Source organism: Pedobacter suwonensis, assembly GCF_044762335.1.
GTDB lineage: Bacteria > Bacteroidota > Bacteroidia > Sphingobacteriales > Sphingobacteriaceae > Pedobacter.
This window is the reverse complement of the sequence record NZ_JBIWEB010000016.1, coordinates 1-16,923: the sequence shown is the minus strand read 5'-3', so window position 1 is coordinate 16,923 and position 16,923 is coordinate 1. Positions and strand designations below refer to the sequence as shown.

The 16,923-nt window shown below is 37.6% G+C and carries 12 protein-coding genes; 9 read left to right on the top strand and 3 right to left on the bottom strand.

The window, feature by feature from the left end; translation table 11 throughout:
• Positions 1-16 precede the first annotated feature (16 nt).
• The gene (locus tag ACIQXP_RS19820) at positions 17-1,075 is read right to left on the bottom strand and encodes an efflux RND transporter periplasmic adaptor subunit (RefSeq protein WP_387507127.1); all 1,059 of its coding nucleotides are present in this window, start codon (positions 1,073-1,075) and stop codon (positions 17-19) included.
• Positions 1,076-1,309: 234 nt separating this feature from the next.
• On the opposite strand from ACIQXP_RS19820, the gene ACIQXP_RS19815 reads away from it, so the two are divergent.
• Together ACIQXP_RS19815 and ACIQXP_RS19810 are read left to right on the top strand one after the other, a co-directional pair.
• Positions 1,310-1,885 carry a Crp/Fnr family transcriptional regulator gene (locus ACIQXP_RS19815; protein WP_391527799.1) on the top strand — a complete coding sequence of 192 codons (576 nt, stop codon included), beginning with the start codon at positions 1,310-1,312 and terminating at the stop codon, positions 1,883-1,885.
• Positions 1,886-2,013: 128 nt separating this feature from the next.
• Positions 2,014-2,343, top strand: a complete 330-nt coding sequence (locus tag ACIQXP_RS19810; protein WP_387507122.1) for a DMT family transporter — start codon at positions 2,014-2,016, stop codon at positions 2,341-2,343.
• Positions 2,344-2,541: 198 nt separating this feature from the next.
• Here the strand turns inward: ACIQXP_RS19810 and ACIQXP_RS19805 are convergent, their stop codons facing one another.
• Entirely contained in the window at positions 2,542-3,702 is a 1,161-nt protein-coding gene (locus tag ACIQXP_RS19805) for a lycopene cyclase family protein (RefSeq protein WP_387507119.1), read from the bottom strand.
• A 220-nt stretch (positions 3,703-3,922) separates the two neighbouring features.
• Here ACIQXP_RS19805 and ACIQXP_RS19800 point away from each other — a divergent pair, with 220 nt between their 5' ends.
• The 6 genes from ACIQXP_RS19800 to ACIQXP_RS19775 all read left to right on the top strand — a co-directional run bounded on the left by ACIQXP_RS19800 (position 3,923) and on the right by ACIQXP_RS19775 (position 12,192).
• Positions 3,923-4,498: a porin family protein gene (locus ACIQXP_RS19800; protein ID WP_387507117.1), complete on the top strand. Its 576-nt coding sequence runs from the start codon at positions 3,923-3,925 to the stop codon at positions 4,496-4,498.
• Positions 4,499-5,154: 656 nt separating this feature from the next.
• The gene (locus ACIQXP_RS19795; RefSeq protein WP_387507114.1) at positions 5,155-7,764 is read left to right on the top strand and encodes a sensor histidine kinase; all 2,610 of its coding nucleotides are present in this window, start codon (positions 5,155-5,157) and stop codon (positions 7,762-7,764) included.
• A 1-nt stretch (position 7,765) separates the two neighbouring features.
• Positions 7,766-8,443, top strand: coding sequence for a hypothetical protein (locus ACIQXP_RS19790; protein ID WP_387507112.1), 678 nt, complete (start codon positions 7,766-7,768; stop codon positions 8,441-8,443).
• Entirely contained in the window at positions 8,433-9,008 is a 576-nt protein-coding gene (locus ACIQXP_RS19785; RefSeq protein WP_387507109.1) for an HNH endonuclease family protein, read from the top strand. Before ACIQXP_RS19790 ends, ACIQXP_RS19785 begins: the two co-directional genes overlap by 11 nt.
• A gap of 10 nt (positions 9,009-9,018) precedes the next feature.
• Positions 9,019-10,878, top strand: coding sequence for an HsdM family class I SAM-dependent methyltransferase (locus ACIQXP_RS19780; protein WP_387507106.1), 1,860 nt, complete (start codon positions 9,019-9,021; stop codon positions 10,876-10,878).
• A 21-nt stretch (positions 10,879-10,899) separates the two neighbouring features.
• Positions 10,900-12,192 carry a hypothetical protein gene (locus ACIQXP_RS19775; protein WP_387507103.1) on the top strand — a complete coding sequence of 431 codons (1,293 nt, stop codon included), beginning with the start codon at positions 10,900-10,902 and terminating at the stop codon, positions 12,190-12,192.
• A 283-nt stretch (positions 12,193-12,475) separates the two neighbouring features.
• On the opposite strand, the gene ACIQXP_RS19770 is transcribed toward ACIQXP_RS19775, so the two are convergent.
• The gene (locus ACIQXP_RS19770) at positions 12,476-12,985 is read right to left on the bottom strand and encodes a helix-turn-helix domain-containing protein (protein ID WP_387507278.1); all 510 of its coding nucleotides are present in this window, start codon (positions 12,983-12,985) and stop codon (positions 12,476-12,478) included.
• A gap of 912 nt (positions 12,986-13,897) precedes the next feature.
• Between ACIQXP_RS19770 and ACIQXP_RS19765 the strand changes: the two genes are divergently transcribed.
• The gene (locus tag ACIQXP_RS19765; RefSeq protein WP_387507100.1) at positions 13,898-16,870 is read left to right on the top strand and encodes a SusC/RagA family TonB-linked outer membrane protein; all 2,973 of its coding nucleotides are present in this window, start codon (positions 13,898-13,900) and stop codon (positions 16,868-16,870) included.
• Positions 16,871-16,923 lie beyond the last annotated feature (53 nt).

The following is a 16,923-nucleotide window of genomic DNA, read 5'->3' as shown; positions in this document are numbered from 1 at the left end:
CTACATCAGGTATTATTTATTTTTCAATTTTGACTGGTGAACCATCTGAAAGTTTCGTCTGTCCTGAAATGACAACTTCCTCTCCTGTAGAAATCCCTGAAATAATCTCTATTCTGTTTGCATACATCTTCCCAAGACTGACCCTACGCTTAAAGGCTTTGTGATTAGTATTATCTATTACATACACAAAACTCTGGTTTCCAAGATCGTTTATAATGCTTTCTGCAGGCAGTAGAATTCCTGCTTTTAGGCCTCCGGCAGCGATTTCTGCCTCAGCAACCATACCGGGGCGTATGCTCATCCCTATGTTCTCTAATTCTATTTTCACCGTGAATGCCCTGGATGCAGCATCAGCAACAGCGCCTACTTCGGTGATTTTACCCTCAAATGACTTTCCGAGTGCATTTATGTTTACTTTTGCTTTCTGCCCTATTCGCAATCCTTTAAGTTCGCCTTCAGGCACAAAGGCCAGCACTTTTACCTTTTTTATATCAGAGACAACGAATAGCTGTGTACCAGTTGCAATGATTTCACCTAATTCGGCCTGCTTGCTCAGCAATACCCCGCCAATTGGAGATGTAAGTCTGGTATCCTTCAGGTTTTTGATCTCCAGTTTCTGCTGAACCTGTGCTTTCTGAAGGGCAGAACTGATTTTTGAAAAATCGCTTTCGCTAAGACTTCCTCGGCTGTGCAAAAGATTCAGACGCGTGAACTCATCTGTAACTTCGGCTAGCTGCACATCAGCAAGCTTTTTGCCAAGGGCATAGTTGGTGGGATCAAGTGAAGCTATCAGCTGTCCCTTTGATACGACCTGACCGACACTGGCCGAAATCTGGTTGATCTTTCCTGGAACCATAAAACCCAGCTTGACAGTTGTTGATCCTTCAATATTGCCACTAAAAGATACATTGTTCTCTAATGAAGTTGATGAGACGCGTTCTGTTTTTACTGGCACCTTGATATCCGCTTCCTTGTTTCCAGTTTCATTACTGCCACAGGATGTAAAAAATAACATTGCGGCTACGGCCGTCAGTACATATTTTGCGGAATGTTTTACTATTGTTTTCTGTTCCATTTTGCAATTAATTTGGCACAAAAATGATCCGGAAAACAGTTGTATTTTTTTTTAAGTAACTCAACTGCCATTATTTGCCGCTGAACAACAATATTAGCCTACTGGCTTACTTTTTAAATATGTAGTCAAACCTTAGCATCTACATTTAACTTTTGAAATGTATACTTTAATAAGCAAGTGGACGCCAAATAGTTTAATTGCTGTTTTCTTCTTTAATTTTCAGATATTAGATACATGCAAATAGACTTCTTCAGCAGATTAAAAGCTCGCTATGGGCTTTCGGAAGCCTCATCAAACCTGCTTCTGAACATCATGGAAACTGCGTCCTATAAAAAAAAAGATATCATAGGCGGAAAAGAGCATAATGAGCGCTACACCATCTTTGTAGACAGAGGACTGGTCAGAACATATATGGTTAGAGGGAAAAAAAACCATACTATTTTTTTTTCCTTTGAAGGAGATCTTTTAGGACCTTTTCCAGGACTGATTCCTGCAGAAATCCCAGAGTTATATTGCGAGGCACTGGAGGACACCATTGTTTACAGGGCACCTAGAACTGTTATGGAAGAGTTATTTTCAAGTTCGTTGGAACTTTCATGCTGGGCAAGAAAAATGCTGGAGGGCAAGATCAGGGAGTACAATTTTTTTTTTACAGATTATTTTTATGAAGAAAAAACCACACAGTATAAAAAATTTCTGGTCGATTATCCTGAACTGATCAGAAGGGTACCACTTAAGGATATTGCAGGCTATCTGAATGTAACCCCGCAAAGCCTTAGCCGGATCCGTGCAAAAGGCTGGCGGTTTTAATTACCATAAGGTAATTTTTTATGCGCTTTTTCTTCAATAGCTTTGCTCGCGCCTTCAAAGTTTGCAAAAGCTTTGAACCGATAAAAACCCTCGTGCAGTTTATTCGTTAACCACTAAAAATTAGTCAAATGAAATACCTATACCTTACTCTTGCGATCATTACAGAGGTGATCGGTTCAAGCTTTCTGAATGCATCCAATCAGTTTACTAAACTGGTTCCATCTGCAATTACTGTAGTTGCGTATATCTCCTGTTTCTATTTCCTGTCCGTGACATTAAAGCACATGCCGCTTGGAGTGGCATATGCCATCTGGGGAGGTTTGGGGATTGTACTTACGGCGGTGATCTCAGTGGTTGTTTTTAAATCTAAGTTTGATGTGGCCTCGGTAATCGGTATTATGCTGATCGTAAGCGGTGTTGTGGTGCTCAACTTCTTCTCCAAAGCAAATGTGCATTAAAAGATATGGAAGTAGGTGCAGCTCTATTCCTGCTTTCATAGTAAATATTGTCGGCAATTAGCATACAGACATCTGTCTAAATAAACATTTAAGGTCATCGGTTAGCTTCACGCTTTTTTTTAGTGTTGCACGCCCTCTTTTATTTCCACCCGCACCTACTGGTTAATTGATATTCCGGCAGAGCACCATTGAAAACAGTTAGCGGCAGAGGACCATTCTTGGCAAGGCCTTTACGAAAGCATATAGCAATGGCCATGTCCTTAGACTTCTCATGATCTTTATATCCTGCCATAATTTTGATTCGGCATCTAGAAACCTAAAAATGTGATGGGCCTCGGTCCCCTTGAAGAGATCTGTGAAAAGCTGATGTCCTGGATATCTACCATTGTCTAAGACATTTAAAAGTGTCGAATCATATAATCGTTCTTTTAAACCGAGGTTTTCATGCTTAAAAAATGGATGTCCGTATTCCTGGTAAGAAAAAATAATATGTTCTATAGTTTTTTGGAGGTTTGTAAAAGTATAACCCGTAGAGCCTCGAGTGTCGCCGCCCGCTGTGCCTATATTGATTATATTGCCTGATCTTCGTGCAAAATCATGGTCAGTCATCGGGATAACCCCAAACTCTGTTTCCAGAACCTGATATTCACCAATTTCTAAGACTTCTGCTAAATATTCTTTTATCTTCTCGTCATATTCAGACTCTTTTAGAAGCTTTTTGGAAAAAACAGTATACTCAACAAAAAGTTCACTGCTAGGCAACGGGAGCGTATAAAAAAAACTTGTTCCGTTCTCCTGTGAGGTTCGGAAATCCATCAGATAGGCTTCTTGCTGAGGAATTGAAAGCTGATCTGTCTTTATTCTTACACCCTTGAAATGCTGCAGAAAATATTGTTCACCTTTTACTGTCTGATGGCCGCCAAAACAAGAATTGAAGACAAGGTCCGAGCGATATAGGGCATTCGCCGTCGCAGTATGGCAGACATTTCCGATCTGAGTGATGCTTTCAATGGCATCGGTAACAAAAGTAATATTAGAAAAGTGGGAAAGATAGCTCAGGCATTCGCGGTAAAAATCAATACTTCTGATGCTGCAATATGAATAGGGGCCCGCTTCAAGATATATCTTTTCCCCAGCATTACTAAAAAAAGAAATCTGGGTCCACTGGGCATGGATAATATGATCGAATGAAATAACGTCCTGTTTCCAGAATGATATTGTTTTATCGTTCTCGGCTTTTTTCTCCTGATCTACTACAACAATATCCCTATCTGCCCAGATTCCAGACTTCATTGCGCTGTAGAGTAAGCTCAGACCAGCTATTCCCGATCCTGCAATGACAATATCACATTTTTTCATCTTAACAAATATTTCTTCTCAAAGTTAGTAAAAACAGCTTCTCTTCCTTATCAGAGCAAACAATATAAAAAAACTTCTGAAATTTTTGCAGAACCAGTTGGTGTTTATTACCTCAGTATTCCCATATTATATTTCGGCAGTGAATTCTGGCTGTTGGGTAAGTTTTTATGAAAATGTCATTGTTTTGCTTTCTATCATTGCACTGTTAATAAATATAACCATGAAAAAAACAATTTTATCAGTGGCGATTTTAGTCGCAAGTCTAACAAGCTTAAAAGCACAAAACGTTGACATAATTCCTAAAGTAGGGATCAATATCGGAACACAGTCAGTTAGCAGCTTATCGGGCGAGAAGAGTAAAACAGGTTTTTCCGGAGGTGTTGCGTTTGACATCCGCTCCCAGAGAAGCCAGTTCTCTTTTCAACCAGAACTTAATTTTGTTAGCAAAGGCATCAGGTTCAAGAACGACAATGTGACCACAAGCTACAATTTCAATTATATTGAAATGCCATTACTTGCAAAGTACAGGTTTGACATCCTTTATGTTGCTGCTGGACCATCTCTCGGTTTCCAGTTGAATGGCAGCAATAGATTTAGCGCATTGTATGGCAGTAAGCCTAAAACAGTTGATATAGGTTTGCAGTTCGGGGTTGGTGCAGCAATCCCTATGGCTTATGGAAAGTTTATTCTCGATGCCAGATATGCTTTGGGCTTAACCGATATCTCAAAGGGAGCGGGAACGGTAAGGAATAGGGGCCTAAATATCACTCTTGGTTACGCAATCCCTCTAAAATAAGACTGTAAAATCCAAGGATATTTCGCTAAAGATATGGCTGGAAGGTGAACTTCCGGCCTTTTTTTTAACCGATATTTCTATGGCTATACATTGTAATATTTGGTTGCAGGGGCATTCCCTAAATTGTAAAGCCCGTATGTATCTCATAGTTCTTCATTTACCCAAACAGCTTTGTTGTCATCAACGAGAGACTTACCGTAAATGGATGTGGTGCTTGTGAAGCTTTCGGATAAAAAATTCATACAACAGAAGCAACAAGGCGATCAGTAGGCCGCCTTGTTGTTGAAGTATCTTGACTTCAGAAATTAAAAGCAATAGGTAAATTAATCGGCTAAGCCAAAAACGATTGGAAAAAATTATAAGAGTTGAGGCCACGTCTGCCGAAATACCTAAGTTTTTAACAGATAAAAAAAATCGCCTTTTTATTTACAGAAGAGTGTGGTTAAAAAACAAAGCCCGGATCAATGTCAAATTAATTTAGTTATGACATTTTAAATAGGCACTAGTATTTGCAATAACATTTGAATTGCTGACTTGCTTAATCGCAACCTTCTTTAGGATATTGACGTTTAAAGTTTATGCCTTATATTTACTAGCCTATTATCGATATATTTGTGCATTATAGCTAGAATTTGTCGGTATCAGGCATATTGTTAATGGAAGAAGATAAACCAATCACTAATAAAGTACCATTTAAAGTATCTGCCAGGACTGCAAGGCTGATAGGTAGGGAAAATATTGCTACATCGAAGGGTGCTATTATTGAATTGGTTAAAAATGGGTACGATGCGGACAGTAAGGTTAGTATTGTATTTTTTGACAATAAACATTCCAGCTTTCAATCTGAAATCTCAGAGGAACATTTTATAGAACTTGAATTGTTGGAAGTCCCTACGGAACTACTTCTAAGAGTCTATCAAAAAATTGACGAAGGATATAAAGTCCGAAATGACATAGGTGACGGCGTAAAAGCTGAATTTCGGAAACATATATCGAAGCTATCGACATTATATCTGATCGATTCAGGTGAGGGTATGACCCAAAAGATAATTAGAGATCACTGGATGACTATCGGTACAGATAATAAAGCCACCAACATTTTTACAAAATCTGGACGTGTTAAAGCTGGCGCTAAAGGTATAGGTAGGTTTGCATTAGATAAATTAGGTAGCAAATGTGAGATGATCACTGTTTTTAACCCTGAGAACCATGTACCAGACACTGATGAGGACGGTGAACTGACGAATTTTACAGGATATCATTGGCTGGTAAATTGGGAAGATTTTGAAGGTGATTTTAAAACAATAGATAGTGTAAATGCAGAGCTGTATGGTATTACTCCGCAGTCTTTAAAGGAGATACTTATTGATAAAGCCTCCGAGATTGATTTGTCCAAAATAAATTCAGAAAGCGATTTTCGATACGGTACCATATTGAAAATCACAGACTTGAGAGATAACTGGGAGGATTATTTTGTTGATCAGGTTTATTCTGATCTGGAAGTTTTAGTACCACCAAAAGAAAGTGGAGGGTTTGAAATTTATGTATTTAGTTCACTCCTTCCAGAAAAATATGGCGAGGTATTGGGGTCAATTTGTGATGATTTTGATTACAAGATCCATGCAGTCGCAGACGATAAGCAGAATGTTAGTATAAAAATATATCGGCGGGAATACGACGTGGACACAATAGACCCTGAATTTTTCAATCGAGAGGCGATGAAACATCGGCCATTTACTAAACAGGACTTTGTAAATGGTTTTTGGGAAACGACAACAACGTTTTCTAAATTAATACCAGGTTTCGCAGCGCAAGATGAGGATAATGTATTTGCAGATATTGGCCTTTTCGATTTTTCATTTTATTTTTTGAAAAGGGCGACTAGTACTCCTGATACTAAGCGTTTTTTTTATCGGGGATTCCAATCAAATCTCCGAAGGGAATGGTTAGATAAATTTGGTGGCGTAAAACTTTTTAGGGATAATTTTCGTGTACGTCCTTATGGTGAAACGAAAGATGTTGCTTTTGATTGGCTCAGTTTGGGAAATCGAAAAGCTACAAATCCTGCTGGTATAGCAAAGGAAGACGGGGGCTGGCGGGTTGAGCCTGAAAACGTAGCGGGGGCTGTCAAAATTTCAAGGTTAACAAACGTAAATTTTGAAGATAAGTCAAGTCGTGAAGGATTACAAGAAAATAAGACTTTTCAAATATTGAAAAGAGTGTTAACTGCGATTATTAATTTATTTGAAAATGATCGGGCAACTATAGCGAGAGAGATGGCTGCTTACGATGATGTCAAGTTTGGTCCTGAGCGAGACAAAAAAGCGGCCGAAAAACTAGCAAAGAAAATATTAGCCTCCAGCAGGGATAAGAAAATCCGCGCTGCAAATAAAGATGCAAATGGAGATCAGAGTCCACCGCCAACAGAGGAAGAAACCCAATCGGATCAAGAAAAGGAAATTTTAGCAGGCGAAATAGAGAGACAGGAGGAGGAAATTGAGAAACTTAAAGAAGAACAAAAAATATTACGTGGCTTGGCTAGTAGTGGTATAGTATTAGCTTCCTTTAGCCATGATTTGAGTAAATTAAATGATGTGCTTAGTTCAAGGGTAGATAAATTAAAGAAGCTATTACTTGAGCGAATAGCTGAAGATGAATATGCCGGTATCGAAGATAGGCGAAACCCATTTGCGCAACTTGAAAAGTTTAAAAAGCAGGATGCTAAAATGCAAAATTGGCTGAATTTTTCACTTGGCGCAGCCCGAAAAGATAAGCGTAAAAGAAAGCAGCTTTTTTTAAAAACATATTTCAGTGATATCAAAAATGACTGGAGTACAGTTTTTGAATACAGGGGGATCAATTTAGATATTTCTGATATTCAGGAAATTGATTTAAGGGTTTTTGAAATTGATTTTGACAGCATATTTAACAATCTGTTTATCAATTCAATAGATGCTTTTAACATATCTACGTTCGATAGAGGCAGATTGATTACCGTTAAAGCCATCACCACCCCTAAAGAAATTGTAATCGATTATTACGATAATGGTCCAGGTTTATCGGCTGATATTGAAAAGCCTGAGATAATTTTTGAAGCCATGTTTACAACTAAGCGAAACGAGCACACAGGTGAAGAAATCGGTACCGGCTTAGGTATGTGGCTTGTTAAGTCAATTGTTGACGAAAATGACGGGACGACTAAACTCTTATTTCCAGAAAATGGCTTTGGCTTAAGAATATCGTTTCCAATTAAATACAAGAGATAATATGTATAAAGTATTAATGATAGATGAGGAGAAGGACGTTTTTGATGATTTCAGAGACTACGTTGACGACTCTGCTTTAAAAGCCGAATTTGAGATTATTACCGAGTTTCCGTTGAATGATTTGGAAGAAATGATCCAGGTAATTGTCAAAATAAATCCTGATGCGATTATTACTGATTTTATGTTGAATGAGAGCAAAGTGGATATTAAACACAATGTTCCGTATAACGGGTCGCGACTAGTAAATGAATTTACGGCTATCAGGGAGGGTTTTCCTTGCTTTATTTTAACTTCATTTGATGATCAAGCCATTAATCAAAGTAGCGACGTTAATATTGTTTATATAAAAAATATATTACACGGTGATGTTGAGGCTAAAACTAAGGCTAGAGCGACATTTTTAGAGCGTATTAAAAGTCAAATCAACCATTATACAGGTCGTATCAAAGAAGCCGAAGATAAATTGTTAGCCTTACTGGATCTTCGTAAAAGTGGAAAAGCTACCTTAGCTGATGAAAACGAAATCATTGAGCTTGATACATTTTTAGAATCCACTATTGATAGGAAACACGCGATACCCAAAGAATATAAAACCCTTTCTAATACCAACAGACTAGATCAGATACTCTCGAAAGTAGATGATTTACTAAAAAAAATTGATACAGGGGATGGCAAATAAATTTAGAGAGAATCATCCGAAAAGGACTTTTACAAAGGTTTATCAACAGTATGGAAGTTACAAGCCATATTTAGCGACCGATTTTTTCAATCGGTGCGGGTATACCGATTGTTCAGATTTTTGGTTTGGTGGCGTTAATAACTTTCACATAGACCATTTTGTGCCTTGGAAAAACTATCCTGCCAATCCAAACCTAAAGATCGATTATCAAAACCTGGTATACTGCTGTTCTTACGTAAACATTCTCAAATCTAATGACGAAACCGATTATATCGATCCTTGTAATGTAGATTTCAACACTCATTTCAATCGGGATCTCGGTGGTAATATTGAACCTGTTGCCACTTCTACTTCAGCAAACTATATGTATAAAAAGCTTAAGCTTTTTATGAGGCGCTACCAAATTATATGGATGCTGGACAGCATATTGGAAAGGATGAAAAAGCTTGAGTCAGCCATCAAAACCCCAAAAAATCTATCTATTAAAACTGAATTGCAGGTTTTGCATAGTGATTTAAGTATGGAAATGACTAGCTATATCGACTACTTAAGGAAAAACCAATAACGGTAGTGGGATGAAAAATGTCTTTAAGTACTTGGCTAATAGCAGTATAGTTGACTCTGAAGAAGTTGATAAATTGATAGTATCATCATTTTTGAAAATCAATGAAATTAATGTCCAGCATAATAATTTGATCAAATCTTATATTTTGTCGGATAAAAATGCAGAAGATTTTGAGCGACTTATCGCTTTTACTTTATTAATCAAGTCTGAAGTTATTGAATTTGATTTCGAACAGTTGATCCAGCTTTTTGAGTTTGTTGTTTCACCTTCTGAAAAAATAATTAATGGCGCTGTATACACTCCTCAAAATATCCGGGATTATATTGTGGATGAAAGCCTTGTTTCGTACGTTGGTGATATTGATCTGATAAAAACTGCTGATATTTCCTGTGGTTGTGGTGGCTTTTTACTAACGCTAACGCAGAAGCTAAAACTTTTAACTGATAAATCTTTTAGCCTTCTCTATAGTCAACATATATTCGGTGTAGACATCGCGAGCTATAGCATTGACCGAACAAAAATCTTACTGACACTCTATGCCATCATTAATGGTGAAGATGAAATCGAATTTGATTTTAACTTGTTCACAGGCGACTCTTTGATATTCGATTGGAGAAAAAATTGTGAGAGGGTGGCAGCAAACGGGGGTTTCGATATCATCGTCGGAAACCCACCTTATGTTTGTTCCAGAAATATGGATGCCAACACTTTAGAACTGATGAAAAATTGGGATGTGGCAAAAACTGGTCATCCTGATTTATATATTCCTTTTTTTCAAATCGGCCTCGAGAACTTAAATGAAACGGGTATTTTAGGTTATATTACAGTTAATACCTTTATTAAAAGTATCAACGGACGGGCCCTAAGGGAATACTTTGCCTTAAATAATATTAAAATTACCCTTTTAAATTTTGGGGGTGAGCAAGTCTTCCAAGATAGGAATACATATACCTGCATCTGTTTTTTAACACAAAGTAACGGCGGAATTGACTATTTGCGTTTAGCGAGTAGTGAACTGCGGGATGTAAACCTGAAAAATCTACTGCACTTTGATTATGAAGATTTAAATCATCACGATGGATGGAATTTGGTAAACGAGATGCGGATTGTGAATTTCATTAATGGTGTAGAGCAAGTTGGCGTTCAATTTAAAGACGTTTATAACACTAAAAATGGTATCGCTACATTAAAAAACGATGTCTACAAATTTAAGCCAGTTTTTGAAGACGAGCATTTTTATTATCTAGAAGATAACGGAAGACAGTATCAAATTGAAATTGGCATATGCCGTGATATTATAAATGCAAATAAATTAAAGGTTGTAAATGATATAGATCGTATACGCGAAAAGATCATTTTTCCATATGATGGCCACACCGCTATTATACCTGAAAATACCATGCAGGCGAATTTCCCCCAGGCTCTTGCCTATTTGGATACTAAGCGGCAAATATTATCAGGAAGAGACAAAGGTAACCGGGACTATGAAGCCTGGTATGCTTATGGGAGGCGGCAGTCGATGGATATCCACGCTTACAAACTCTTCTTTCCACACATATGCGACCGGCCAACGTTTGTACTATGCGATGAAATGGATTTATTATTTTATAATGGTATGGCTATAGTTTCTGATAATCTGGAAGATCTGCTTGTCATCAAGAAGATTATGGAGTCTGATCTTTTTTTCAAGTATATCAGCAATACGACGAAAGATTACGCGTCGGGTTATATATCTATGAGTCGCAACTATTTAAAGAACTTTGGCGTTTATCAATTAAATGAAGTCCAAAGAGCTACCTTACTGAACCTTGACAATGCCAATGCATTTATAGAAGAATTATACGAAATAGATCATTTGGAACTGATCTAAGAAAAGATTTATTAGAAAAAAGTGGCAGAGCATAAACTTAAATTTGGGATTGAGATCATTGATCGATTATTCGCACTCGGTCAAATATTGGAATATCATTGTGAAAAAGAATATCCCGTTGATGCTGAAAACAATTCCGCAGTAGATGTAGCCTGGTTATATGAACAAGGACAGCAGTATCCTCTATTTATCTTCGAAATTGAAAGTAAAACTACCAATGCAATACCCGCCAACCCATTAAAAGTATTTGGCGAAAACAATCAGACGTTTGAGAAACCATTGTTTTTATTTCATTTATTGCTGTCAGGCGGGCAGGAATCTGGCAAAATTCAACAATTAGAACGAATATTTGGAACCTATAATTACCGCATTTACAGATTTAGCTTAGATGAAGAAACAACGCTCGTTAAAGATATCTTGTCTCAACACCGTAGATTAACTAATAGACTTCAAGTCATACCTTTTATTGCTGGGATCAAGGAGAGATGGGATGAAATCGATTTAAGCACCATTATTTGCCATATTGAAGATTTAGGCTTTGAAAAAGGAACAGGTATCATTACTCCATCATATGCTCAGCTTTCCCTGGTATATCCGGAATTAAAAGAACATTTTTTGAGACGTCTTGCAATTAATGCAACGAAAGAAACTACCCTTTATGAAGCGGAAGCATACGATACCTATTTAGGCAATACCTGGTTTGTTCCGATACATCTCGGCATTTTAGCGGCGGTTGCCCAAGATAACAACAGGTTTGAATACTTCACCAAATTCAAAATCTGGCAGGAAGAATCTACTTACATCAAACAAATCGGCCCCAGTTTTGGGCTTTCCAGGGATTATGATCTCTTCATTCTTGGGATGTCTGGGGCTTTTTTTGGATTGCTCTTCGTGTTATTTTCAAAAGTTGAGCAAGCCAAAGTATATATTGCTGACCAGCTTTTTGAAATTGTAAAGAAATCAGATCATTACGATTGGGAACAACAAATCTTCAATGCATTGTGGTTGATACACATTTCCTCCAACATCCATAATGGGAAGGAAATGTTTGAATATGCTCGGAATTTAATTAATTCAGGTGGTGGTATTCCGGAAGCAATTTATAATTCGCCTGAGATTAACTATTGTGGTTTTATAGAAGGCGAGGAAAACTTGGACGATTACGGAAAAAAGGTAATGATACCAGAATGGCTAGACTTTAAATTACAAAAATCAACCGTTAGTGTAAATCCGAACATACTTTATCAATTATCGGTGAACTCATTAGTAAGCGAGCACGACTTGTGGAATCCAATTTCCGCCGGGCAATTGTAGCACTTGAACTTTATATTATAATGCTATGGCCTTTGCCATGGCCTGCTATCAAAATTATTACATATTTGAAAACAACCGATGGCTCATTGCCAAGCAAATAGGAGATTTCGAATGGCAATAAAAAACTGAGCTTAGTCAATGAAAGAACAATATCATTATTCATTCGTTTTTTAATAATTTAGCTGGATTAACTACCCATACACTTCGACAAATTAAATTATCTCCCTTTGACAAGTAAATTCAGGACGGTACAGTTTGCCCCGAAATAGAGTGGCCACATTCATCATAATATACAGTAAACAAAAGAGTCTGTATTTTTTTGCTTATATCTTTTTAATAATCCTTTCTTGAACGAATAAAGTAAAGCACTTGAAAATTCACTGGTTTTAAAATCATCTCGAAACCGAGATTTGCAATCTTTGACTATTCTATTCAAAGTTTTCTCCTCATTAATTCGATCTGTTTTCTTAAAATACCCATCGCTAGAAAGAATGCGAATTGCAGCTGCTGCCGTAATTGGTTTATCTTTTGTTTTATCTGCCTTTACTTTTGGTTTTTTTCTATAGAAGTCAATATCTATATCATAAGACGGAATTTTAAAATCAATCACAAATAATTCCATAATATGAAGTTCCATAGCTTCAGCTATGGCAAAGATGTTACTAATGGATGTGTTCCCGTTGCCATAGATAATTCTATAGATCTGTTTTGGTGTAAAGTTAGTTCGATCAGATAAAGCTTCCATAGGAATATTTTTAGATATGATTAGCTGTTGTATCCTACTTCTTAGCATTTTCAAATTTATTTTGTCAATATACTGCGCTTTACTCATCCAGTAAAAAAAAATGTATTATTTTTATTTCATAGGTCTAATTTGACATATTAATTATTTTACATATATTTGTTTTATGTTGTTTCACAACCCTTTAATAGCAATTAATGAATTAAAAAATAATATTGAATTGCCTTTTGGAAAAGGCATTTAACTAAGAGTCTCGTCGCACAATGTTTGACAGCCAAGAAGCGAGGCAGTAAGATTAATGCCCATATCACTTTAAGTACATATCTTTGTGCTTGAAATAGGTATGGGCTTTACTGTAAATCCACGTTCTTGGCTGTCAACTAAGATGCGGTGGTATGTAAAGTCCTGCCTATTTTACATACCACCTGCTCAACTTCGAGGCTCGTTATACTAACGAGTGATGAAAGAAAAAAATATAAAATGCTATTTAATTCATCTATTAGTCGGTGTTCATCCGCCCTAATATCCATCTCTATTGGTTTTATATTTCCTTAACCGCCCCTGCCAAGAATGCGAGAATTAAGGGAATAGTGTAGACCCGTACCTAAAATGGGTGTGGTGCTTACTCCTTATTTCATTCCTGGCAGGGGCGGATAATGGGTGTAAGCCCTACCCATTTAAGGTCTTATAGCCCGTTACATAATAGATGTTCAAATTAATATGTACGGAAAAATATGAATACTAACTTAAACCAGGACCATATAGAACACATTTACATATTTCCGCTTTTTTTCCATGAAATGGGGCTATTTATTCCTTCTATACAGAATTTTATCAACTACCTCAATTTTAAGCAGCACCGATTCTACAACGCCCTCTACGAAAACATAATTAAGCCACCAGTTTAGCTGATTTGGGCACAAGTCATCCCATACATTAAATAATCAATTAAACTAACCAACAATGAAAAAATCAACGATATACATCGTGATGGCCATGCTTTGCCTTTTTTTTAAGGTAGAGGCACAGGTTAAAACGATTACAATTAAAGGTAGAATCACCAATGAAAAAGCCTTACCAATTTCAAACGCTACCATAAAAGTTAAAGCCTCTAAAATCGTTACGATAGCAGATAGCGAGGGACTTTTTAATTTAAATAGAGTCCAATTAGGAACCACCTTGATAATTACCTGTATTGGATATAAAAAAAGTGAAATTCAAAATATACAAAGTGGCGAATTTCTCACTGTTAGTATGCTTACAGAAGATAATGGATTGGAAGAGGTAAAAGTTGTTAGTACGGGCTACCAAAATATTCCAAAGGAAAGAGCTACAGGTTCCTTTACAACAATTGACAATAAAACCTTAAATCGCGCAGTATCCTCAAATATTTTGAGCAGACTAAAGGGAATTACAAACGGACTCCTATTTGACAACAGTACAGGAAATTCAACTGGGATCAGTGTCCGGGGAAGAAGCACCATCTTTTCTAATACTACACCATTAATAGTGGTAGATAACTTTCCTTTTGAAGGCGACCTTAACACCTTAAATCCGGATGTAATAGAAAATGTTACAGTGTTAAAAGATGCAGCTGCCGCGTCTATATGGGGAGTCAGAGCTGGAAATGGTGTAATCGTAATCACGACAAAAAAAGGTAGCTTAAACACTTCACCAAAGATTGGGATCAATGCCAATCTAACTATCGGGGAAAAACCAGATCTATATTATCAGCCGCAGCTAAGTTCCAGTCAGTATATTGATGTAGAAAAATTCCTTTTCGATAAGGGGGCTTACGATGCTACAATTAACAATGGTTTTGCCGCCATCTCACCTGTAGTTGCCATTCTGCAAAAGGTAAAACTCGACCCAACTTATGCTGCAAAGGGAAATGCCGAGATCGATGCCATACGAAGTATTGACAGCAGGGATCAATGGGGCAGGTACTTTTTTCGCAACAGCATGATACAGCACTATTCGGCAGATATATCGGGTGGAGGAAAAAACCAGTCTTACTTTTTCTCCGGAGGGTATGACAAGAGCGTACCCAATATGGTCTCTCAATCTGATGACAGGATCACTCTTAAAGGTAATAACAACTACAGTTTCTTAAATAACCGTTTAAGATTGAATACTGACATTACCTTTTCCAGATCAAAATCAAACAATACGTTTACTAGCAACTACAACCCGTATGTACCCTATGAGCAGGTGGCCGATGAAAATGGAAATTCCCTCGCCACGGTAAGGTTTGGCGGGTTAAGAGCCTCTTATGTAGACACAGCTGGCAATGGCAGATTACTTGATTGGAAATACCGCCCTTTGGATGAATTGAGAAACCAAGGGTCTACCCAGATTACTCAACTTACAGATTATCGTCTCAATCTCGGATTGAATTATAAGATCATTGCACCGCTTTCTTTCTCTTTAAACTATCAGTATTACAATGCCAATACCAGAGTTGAGAACAGCCACGATAAAGATTCCTTTTATACAAGGAACATAGTCAATACTTTTTCAGGCGTTAATAACATTACCGGTGTTGTAAATAGGCCAGTTCCTTATGGAGGCATTTACAACCCTGTTTTCGTCTCGCGCCAATCAAATTATGGGAGAGCACAATTTGATTTTAATAAGCTCCTGGGTAAAAAACATGAGGTATCTGCTATAGCGGGTTATGAGGTTCGTGACGACGGGAACAAGCAAAATTCTTACACGGTATATGGATATAGTCCTGAAACAGGAACAAACGCAATAGTTGATTATATTAATCTATATAACTACTATTATAATACTTCTTTGGGCGAAAGGATTTCAGCCAACAACAACCAGGGAAGCACGGTCAACAGATATATCTCATGGTTTGGAAATGCATCCTACATCTATGATGGCCGATATATCGCTTCAGGTAGTTATAGAAAGGACGAATCAAACTTGTTCGGGGTAAAAGCCAATCAAAAAGGGGTTCCGCTATGGTCCGTGGGTCTGGCGTGGAATATACATAAGGAGAGATTTTTTGAGATAAACTGGCTTTCCAGCCTTCAGTTCAAGGCTACCTTTGGCTATAATGGCAATGTTAACAATTCAATATCGGCTTACCTTACAGCCTCTCCCTCGTTCTATAACCCTTATGGTGTTCAGTCGTACGGCATCATAAATCCGCCAAACGACAATTTAAGGTGGGAAAGGGTAAAGAACGCAAATTTTGGCCTGTACTTTTCCACAGACAAAAGCTGGATTTCAGGGAGCATAGAATATTATTTAAAGAATGGTACGGATCTGATTGCCTCAAGTCCTATAGCCCCACAAACAGGCGTATCACTTTTTACGGGAAATACGGCCGACACCCATGCAAGTGGGATTGATGTTCAGTTAAACAGCAAAAATATAGATCGGATGTTTAAGTGGAACAGTGCCTTTATCTTTAATTATGTAAAGGATAAGATCACAGACTATAAGGTGGCTCAGGGGGCCAACTCAAATATTGTAAAGGGCACTACAAACAGCTTATCTCCCGTGCTGGATTATCCGATCAATGCTGTTTTTGCCTATACCTGGGCGGGATTGGACGCTTCCGGTAACCCTCAAGGCTATGTAAATGGGAATATTAGTACCGATTACACCACTATCAGAAATTCGGGCGATCGCAGTCAGTTACATTTTTTCGGTTCCGCTGTACCAACCATATTCGGAAGCTTGCGCAACACCTTGTCTTATAAGAACATTGAACTGTCTTTTAACATTAGCTATAAATTAGGTTATTACTTTAGACGTCCATCATTGAACAACCCTTCACTTTTTTCGGGAGTTTATATGCAGCCAGATTACGACAGGCGTTGGCAAAAACCCACAGATGAATTGATAACTAACGTTCCAGCCGTAGTTTATCCCAACGTGGATAAACCGCTTCAAATTGACCCCTCTTCGCCACTTTAAAAAGCCCCCCTTTGCCGAGTTAATTTGATAAGGTCCGCCAAAGCAAAGAGACC